Genomic DNA, 6,967 nt, shown 5'->3' with positions numbered 1-6,967 from the left:
AGGCATGGAGGTAGATTACCTTTCCCCGACCCAACACGGTCGGAATCGGAGGTGTCTACCAAACAGGGGGCAGGTCCCACCGGGTTAAAGTCCGCCTTGTTACCCCAAGGCGCTTGGCTAAATGGTCTGCAGATTCACCGGAAAGAATCCAGTCAATAAAGATCTTGAAGTGGCGTATCTCGCTGGCGTGTGCGCGGGTATTAATCGATGAAACGTTGCATTTAGGACATAGCCAGCGTTGGGTTCCTGCCGCGGTCTTGCCGTTCTTAACCAGTCCATGGCCGCACACGTCACACGACGGCCGATTCCTATTAGCCATAGGAATTGGCCTTACCGCACCAGCTGCAGTCCTCCTATCACAGACCTAGGACTATCCAGTGTTGATTTCATCGATCGGGCTGTTGGAACCGATCCAAAATCAAAATCACCGCATTATCCCAGGCTGCCCCGAGGATCTGTATCGGTTTATCCACACGAAATGTCCCTTAAGCCCCTTTTGCGTCGTAGGGTTGTCCGCTCGCCTGAAAAGGGCGCGCGGGACAGCCCACGTCACGCGCGGGCCTTACCGCGCACCGACGAGGAAGTCACACCCACACCCCACCGTAAGTAGCGGGGCGTGATTGTGAACCGGAAATAACGTTAGCAGTTATCCCTAACGAGACCTGGGGGCGTGCCTTCGACACCCTTGTAAAAGCCGCCCACGAGGGGAAACGTGCGTAAGGCTACCTGTAGGCGTGCCTGGAACAGTCAATGTCCTGCCATGTGGCAAGCACCGTGGGGCGTATATTCACCCGCCCCCATCGCCGCATCTATGCGTTCTTCAACGCCCGGTACACCGTAGGGCGGGTGACTCCGAATTCCCGCGCTAGTGCTGCTTTCGACTCCCCTGCCGAAACGCGCCGCTTAATCTCCGCTACCTGGCCCGGGCTAAGAGCGGGTTTGCGCCCTTTGTATTTGCCGGCCTTTTTCGCCAGCGCAATCCCCTCCGCCTGGCGCTCACGAATAATGGCCCGCTCAAACTCCGCAAAGCTGCCGAGGATGCCGAGCATTAGATCCGCACGCGGGTCCGTGGTGTCTTTCGCAAACGTGAGGTGCTCGTGCAGGAAAGTAACAGTCACACCCTTTCCGGTGAGCTCATCAACGATACCGCGAAGGTCCGTAAGTGATCGGGCGAGGCGATCAATCGACGAGACGACGAGCTCGTCACCGTCACGCACATAGGCCATACACTCCCCAAGCCCAGGACGCTCAGTCTTCGTGCGGCCAGAAATCTTATCTTCAAAGAATCGGTCGATCCTGCCGGAAGCATTGAGTAGTTCTTTCTGGCGCTGACTATTCTGCTCCACCGTGGAAACGCGGATATAGCCCACCCGCTGCCCGCGTGAGCCGGGGTCATTGGCCATTAGTCTTCGCCCCGCAGGGGGTCAAAGGCAGCATTCTCCTGGGCGATGATCGCATCACGATACGACTCGATTGCATCCGAGAGGGCATAAAGCTGAATACCGTCGAGAGCGTCAGCGTCAGCAAGTAAGGATTGCACAATCCTGCCCAACGCCTGCTGCCCCGACGACAATCCACCATGCAGTTTTTCACCCGCGCTAACGCGGGCACTGCGTCAATATGGCTTTCAATATGGAAACCATCCGGCGACAACACCACACTCACCACCTTCTGTAAATCTAAGGCCTAGGTCCTGCTGTACATGTGTAAAACAATGTCTGAATCTACCCTATTTTACATGCAACTTGCGGGCATGGATGCTAGTAAAATTAGGGTGTACCCCAGGTGCCCCTACCAGCGCCCGCAGTTGAAGGCTTCACCTACCAAATGGTAAAGTTAGCTATATGCGAACCAGTCAGCGCTCCGAGATCCTGGAAGCTGCCCTCCGCGTCATGAACGCAGCGGAGGGTGGCGACATTACCCTTGACGCAGTGGCCCACGAGGCCGGGCTCACCAAACCGGGATTGCTATATCACTTCCGCAACCGCGACGTACTGCTCGCCGCGATCGTCGACCACGCTGCGGCCAACGTCGAGAACGACATGACTGCCACCCTTGGCAAGCCCCTCGAGAACGCCAACGCCACCGAGCGGCTCCTGAGCTACGTTCACGTCGCCGCCCACGGGGTCGCCAAGCGCGCCGAGTTCATCATCTGGGGCCAAGCGACGTATCGGCCCGAACTCACCGAACCGTGGACTACGCGGATGGGCCGCTGGCTCGAACTCCCGGACGATCTCGACGCCGCCACCCGAGCCAGGCTGACCACCGCCCGACTCGCCGCCGACGGACTCTGGGGCGCCCAGGCCACAGGTGTGTCCACCCTCCACGGCGCGGATCTCGAAGCCGTCGTCTCCAGCATTCGCTCCCTGATCGAAGGAACAACCCCATGAAGCAGTGGTTCCTGCTCGCTGGCGCCATCACTACCGAAGTGGCGGCGACGCTGTCTCTCAAGGCGGCGCTCAATCACCCATCCTGGTACATCGTGGTTGCTGCCGGATACATCGGCACTTTCGTCTTCCTCACCTTCTGCCTGCGCGAAGGAATGCAGATCGGCGTCGCCTATGGCATCTGGGGAGCCAGCGGGGTCGTGCTCGCCGCCGTGCTATCCGCCGCGATTTTCGGTGAACCTCTGACCGCTGTGATGGGTCTTGGAATGGTTGCGATCATCAGCGGTGTCCTCACCGTCGAACTCGGCTCCCAGAAAGCTCAGCAAACCGCAGCCCAGGAAGCAGGAGTCAACTCATGAGATGGATCTTCCTCGCAGGCGCCATCTTGTCCGAAGTCGTCGCGACCATGTCGCTACGAGCCTCCGACGGTGGCCGGGTGAAGAAATGGTTCATCGGCGTCATCGCGGGGTATCTCGTGGCGTTCGTCGCCTTAAGTCTCGCCTTGGCCGACGGCATGGCCCTTGGCGTCGCCTACGGCATCTGGGCAGCATCCGGCGTAGCTCTCACCGCGATCCTCGCCCGGGTCATCTTCCACGAACCCCTCACCCGAACCATGGCCCTCGGCATCCTCCTCATCGCCGTCGGAGTTCTCACCGTTGAACTCGGCGCCAACTTGGCGAACTGACGCATTTCCGCAGGTAAACCAGGCAGATTGGTGTGCTGCACCACGAGGCGCACAGACAAAGGCTCCCCAATGAGCGCCTGTGGGCCTAGCGTTGTGGATGTGATCACCTGTGTCGTCCACTACACCATCGACCCCGACCAGATCGCAGCCTTTGAACAGTTCGCCCGCGCTTGGATGCGGCATGTCGACGAACACGGCGGCACCCACCACGGGTACTACCTACCCGCGGAAGGTGTGAGTGACCGTGCGGAATCCCTGTTCAGCTTCCCCAGCCTGGCTGCCTACGAGCAGTACCGCACCTTGTTCGGCACCCACTCGGACTTCATCGCCGCTGACCGGATTCGAGACGAGTCCGAGTGCGTCCTGCGGTACGAGCGCACCTTCATGCGGCCGCTCCTACCCCAGGGACACTGAAAGGGACTCCGGCAGCACGCTCGGCACAACCCACAACGCCGCAGGTCAGCGCGTACAGATGGGTGTACCCAATTTGGGCGTGAGCGTTATGGCTCTTCGTCTTCTTCCTTAGTGAAAGTCGCACCTAATTCTTGTAACCGTTCTTTCTGTTGCTGTGTTAGCCCTAGGTTGTCCTCTGGGAGAGTGGTCTCGCACAAAGTTGCAGTTTCAAGAATCGAAAGGTCTGTAGGAGTTCCCGATAGGTTCGCTCCGCTCAGATCTGCACCGCTCAAATCGGCATTCTCTAGTCGCGCTAACTGAAGCTGCGAGTGTTTTAGATTTGCGTTTCTTAGATTCGCGCCGCTTAGATTTGCGCCTATCAAATATGTGTTGCTTAAGTCTGCTCCTTCGAGGTTTGCTTCACTAAAGTTTGCGCAGTTAAGCCAAAGCCCGCTCAAGTTCTGCCCCTTTAGGTCAAAGTCTTTAAAAGGCAGTTCTGGAGTGAAATGGTCTTTATCGTCTGCGGAGGAATTCGTAGTTGTTGACTCGGGGGTGAGTATGAACTCGCCAGTTCTTAGACACTGGGGTGATAAATCAATTGGCGTCGTAACTTGAGATCGCTCGCGAACGTATCGCAGATTTTCGAGCCGCTCTGCCGTATTTGCTTGATTATTAGCGAGACAAAGCTGCGCCCCCGCAAACAGGGCGGTCACGAAGAGCGACACCCCAACATTGCGGAGCCATTGACTTTTAAGGATCGGTCCCCGAAAGCCGCTAAGACGTTTGAGGCGAGCAAACCAAGCGCCACTTGTACTCTGAGCGACCTCTTTTTCCTGTTCGGAATGATTCTCTATAGGGGATTTCCTATCTAGTGCATTGTGTTCTTTCGGGGAAGTGTCTTCTGGTGCGTTTTCTTCGTTAGGTGTATTTTTGTCGGACCCCATTCATAAAGAATATGTCTAATGTTGGGGTCTAGGCGCGCGTTGTCGTTGGTTGAAGGCAAAAAGGGGTGAAGAAACGGTGGCTGGCATTGTTCATGAGGCCTGAAGTGTCCCGAGTTTTGTTCCTAGGCATGGTTTGGCGGTCGCACATGGGTGGCATCTCGTTGTCGCGTCCTGCGCCGCCGTGGGTGTGTGCGATGTTGTAGGCGTGTTCGTAGGCATCGATAATTGCGGCATCGGTGAGGCGTTGGCCTTGTTGACGCAGTCGGTGTCCGGTTTTAAGCGCGTGCCTAAAGGCTGTTTCGTCGCGTGCTGCAGTTCCTGGGGTGCCTCATGCTTTCATTTTTGGAGAGGGCCGGGTCTGGAACGTGCTTAGTTTTCCGTGTATGGATTTCTCCAACGTTCGCAATACTTATCAAGCGCCTCTCTGTTGCGCTTCTCCCGCCTTGCCTCTTCCTGCTCGCGACGCTCCCGTTCTTTCCGGCGCGTGTGCAAGATATAGGTGAGTACGACAGCGGCCAAAATGAAAATTAATATTAAAATCGTCATGCCCATACAACGTTCCGTACGTGCATAAAGTTTCGCCCACACTTACTGGCTAGAGACAACAATCGTTTGACGTAGCCTTGGGGTCTGTGAGCCAAAGTAAAAATAGTCCCCTACGGGAAGACGGAAATAAGACAGTTCCCGGTGGACAAGAACAGTCTTCGCGAGCAGGTAGTTGGTGGGCCCTTGCGTTCATAATTCTGTGCACCATCACCACCATGCTCGACAGGCGAAAACCACCCCTCTTTGTGGACTCGACAGAAATACAAGGCAACCAGACCAAAAGGGAGCAGGTTGAACCAACTACTTCTGACGACAGGCAAAGACGAAATAAATGGAATCCACAGACTTTGGGAAACTTTTCTCTGGTGCTGATCCAAGGGTCACTATTCTCCATGTTTCAAATAGTTGCTAGCGGCGCGAGTTTGGAAGTGTGGACCATGTGCCTTTGTTTTCCGATAATGCTACTGGGCTTTATCATTTTCTTCTTGGCCAGGAGGGGAAGCGCAACTTGGGGCGTTTTAACGGGCGTAGCTCTACTACTTTTAACCGTAGGCGGAATTATTTCGAGCGTGGGAGGAGCACCAAACGCAGTGATTATTTTCTTCCAGATTTCTATCTTGGTAGTTGCATGGCGGGCCTCAGAAAGCCTCAAAGGGCCAAGCCAGAAGTGGCTTGAGTAAGTAGGGATAGAATGACTGACATCGTTCGTGAATCCCAGGGCGCGCACCTGTGCGCCTTGTTTATCAAAGCCCACGGGGATACTGGAGACTACGAGTACGCGCTAGACGCTGCCAACAGCGCCGCCAAACACCTACAGGTAATGCAGGCAGAACTGCCTACCACTTCCCCACTGGCCCGCGACACCGGAAGGCTCTCAACGCTTGTGCGCGCCGCACAGCGAAACCTGTCTCAACAGCGGCCCGCAGATAATTCAGTCGATCTTCTCGATCTAGCCACCAGCTTCAAAGAGCGGTTGGAGGCCGCACAATAAAGGAAACTCCCCAGGCCGCACTTACAAGGGGCTAGTGCCTTAGGCGGAGGGGTAGGTGCCGTCCTCGGTGAGGCGCGCGGAGTCGTCGAGAAGCATGGCAATCTCGGCGGCCTTGGCATCCTGGGCCGGGAGGCGGCGACCTTCGATGACCTCGAAGAGCGGAGCTCGGCCCAGCATGCCGGCCTCGAAGTGGGCGCGGCCAGCACGCAGGCGCTGCTCGGCGCGCTCACGCCACTGGGTGGCGGCGTCCGACCCGCGCTGCTGGGACACGGTCTGCTCGAACACACCGGGGTGGGCGTAGACGATGAGCGCGCTGACGTGGCCGAAGCCGAGCGAGGTCAGTGCCGCGGCCTTCACGCTGTGGCCCGCCGCAGCGAGGTCCAGCGGGGAGCGCAGCCACACCAGGTTCGGCGCCTTCGGTGCGATGAGCGGGTCGACGCAATCCAGGGACACGTTCGCCGGGATGGAGGTGTGGGCGCCGTCGCCGTAGGAAGCGGCGTGGGCGACCACGGCGAGCACCGGAAGGCCCAGCTCTTGCGCGAGACTACCTCGCACAAGCAGGACGGTGCCGCCGCCCTCGCCTTCGAGGAAGCCGCCGCGGCGGCGGTCGTTGGCGCGGGAGATGAAGCGCTCGTCGATGCCCTTCGCAGCCATCGCTGCAGTCTCTGCGGTGGCGTTCATGTCGCCAAAGCCTTGCAGCGACTCGACTTGAACGTCGTCGATGCCGCCGGCGACGACGACGTCGGCCTTGCCCAGCGCAATCTTGCTGTATAACCCAGATAAAGATCCAGCCCACTCTCGACTAGGTCGAGGCGGGCTGAATGATTGAACAAAGCTTATCACGGCGCACGACACCCCGCCAGACGGACGAACAAATGAGCAGGCACTGAATGCGGCTGAATGGACGGTGTCAAGTTTTCGTGGCTGGGTGAATTTCCTTGCATCATCAATCGCATGCAGAAATCGCGTACATCGTGTAGGCTCACACGCAGCACTAACAGCCCGAAAGAAGAACAAGAAA

10 protein-coding genes and 2 pseudogenes are annotated in these 6,967 nt (G+C 57.5%); 6 read left to right on the top strand and 6 right to left on the bottom strand.

Going from position 1 to position 6,967, the window contains the following annotated elements:
* Positions 1–76: 76 nt before the first annotated feature.
* From QP363_RS09330 to QP363_RS09320, 3 genes and pseudogenes are all read right to left on the bottom strand, one after another.
* Positions 77–319 (bottom strand): annotated as a pseudogene (locus QP363_RS09330) (IS256 family transposase); the annotation flags it as partial.
* A gap of 490 nt (positions 320–809) precedes the next feature.
* A complete protein-coding gene (locus QP363_RS09325; protein ID WP_070645761.1) occupies positions 810–1,403 on the bottom strand; it encodes a recombinase family protein in 594 nt (197 codons plus the stop codon).
* The gene (locus QP363_RS09320) at positions 1,403–1,540 is read right to left on the bottom strand and encodes a hypothetical protein (protein ID WP_168163687.1); all 138 of its coding nucleotides are present in this window, start codon (positions 1,538–1,540) and stop codon (positions 1,403–1,405) included. The genes QP363_RS09325 and QP363_RS09320 overlap by 1 nt, the downstream gene beginning before the upstream one ends.
* A 304-nt stretch (positions 1,541–1,844) precedes the next feature.
* Here QP363_RS09320 and QP363_RS09315 point away from each other — a divergent pair, with 304 nt between their 5' ends.
* The 4 genes from QP363_RS09315 to QP363_RS09300 all read left to right on the top strand — a co-directional run bounded on the left by QP363_RS09315 (position 1,845) and on the right by QP363_RS09300 (position 3,486).
* Positions 1,845–2,390 (top strand): TetR/AcrR family transcriptional regulator, encoded by a 546-nt coding sequence (locus tag QP363_RS09315; protein WP_144013056.1) that lies wholly within the window; start codon positions 1,845–1,847, stop codon positions 2,388–2,390.
* Positions 2,387–2,746, top strand: a complete 360-nt coding sequence (locus tag QP363_RS09310) for a multidrug efflux SMR transporter (protein WP_048733039.1) — start codon at positions 2,387–2,389, stop codon at positions 2,744–2,746. The genes QP363_RS09315 and QP363_RS09310 overlap by 4 nt, the downstream gene beginning before the upstream one ends.
* Positions 2,743–3,072: a multidrug efflux SMR transporter gene (locus QP363_RS09305; RefSeq protein ID WP_003849969.1), complete on the top strand. Its 330-nt coding sequence runs from the start codon at positions 2,743–2,745 to the stop codon at positions 3,070–3,072. Before QP363_RS09310 ends, QP363_RS09305 begins: the two co-directional genes overlap by 4 nt.
* 99 nt (positions 3,073–3,171) lie before the next feature.
* The gene (locus QP363_RS09300) at positions 3,172–3,486 is read left to right on the top strand and encodes an NIPSNAP family protein (RefSeq protein WP_174232238.1); all 315 of its coding nucleotides are present in this window, start codon (positions 3,172–3,174) and stop codon (positions 3,484–3,486) included.
* An 86-nt stretch (positions 3,487–3,572) separates the two neighbouring features.
* On the opposite strand, the gene QP363_RS09295 is transcribed toward QP363_RS09300, so the two are convergent.
* Both QP363_RS09295 and QP363_RS09290 read right to left on the bottom strand, forming a co-directional pair.
* On the bottom strand, positions 3,573–4,409 hold the full coding sequence (locus QP363_RS09295) for a pentapeptide repeat-containing protein (RefSeq protein WP_080975052.1): 837 nt from the start codon (positions 4,407–4,409) through the stop codon (positions 3,573–3,575).
* A gap of 127 nt (positions 4,410–4,536) precedes the next feature.
* Positions 4,537–4,728, bottom strand: a pseudogene (locus tag QP363_RS09290) (RepA protein); the annotation flags it as partial.
* A 313-nt stretch (positions 4,729–5,041) separates the two neighbouring features.
* On the opposite strand from QP363_RS09290, the gene QP363_RS09285 reads away from it, so the two are divergent.
* Positions 5,042–5,635 (top strand): hypothetical protein, encoded by a 594-nt coding sequence (locus QP363_RS09285; protein WP_141750587.1) that lies wholly within the window; start codon positions 5,042–5,044, stop codon positions 5,633–5,635.
* Between the two features lie 11 nt (positions 5,636–5,646).
* The gene (locus QP363_RS09280) at positions 5,647–5,946 is read left to right on the top strand and encodes a hypothetical protein (protein ID WP_239663605.1); all 300 of its coding nucleotides are present in this window, start codon (positions 5,647–5,649) and stop codon (positions 5,944–5,946) included.
* Positions 5,947–5,985: 39 nt separating this feature from the next.
* Here the strand turns inward: QP363_RS09280 and QP363_RS09275 are convergent, their stop codons facing one another.
* Positions 5,986–6,789 carry a beta-ketoacyl synthase N-terminal-like domain-containing protein gene (locus tag QP363_RS09275; protein WP_284764226.1) on the bottom strand — a complete coding sequence of 268 codons (804 nt, stop codon included), beginning with the start codon at positions 6,787–6,789 and terminating at the stop codon, positions 5,986–5,988.
* Positions 6,790–6,967: the final 178 nt, after the last annotated feature.

Origin of the sequence: Corynebacterium sp. UMB6689 (assembly GCF_030215295.1) — a bacterium.
Taxonomy (GTDB): Bacteria; Actinomycetota; Actinomycetes; order Mycobacteriales; family Mycobacteriaceae; genus Corynebacterium; species Corynebacterium aurimucosum.
Note: the sequence above shows the minus strand (reverse complement) of the source record. Positions and strands in the feature narration are given on the sequence as shown.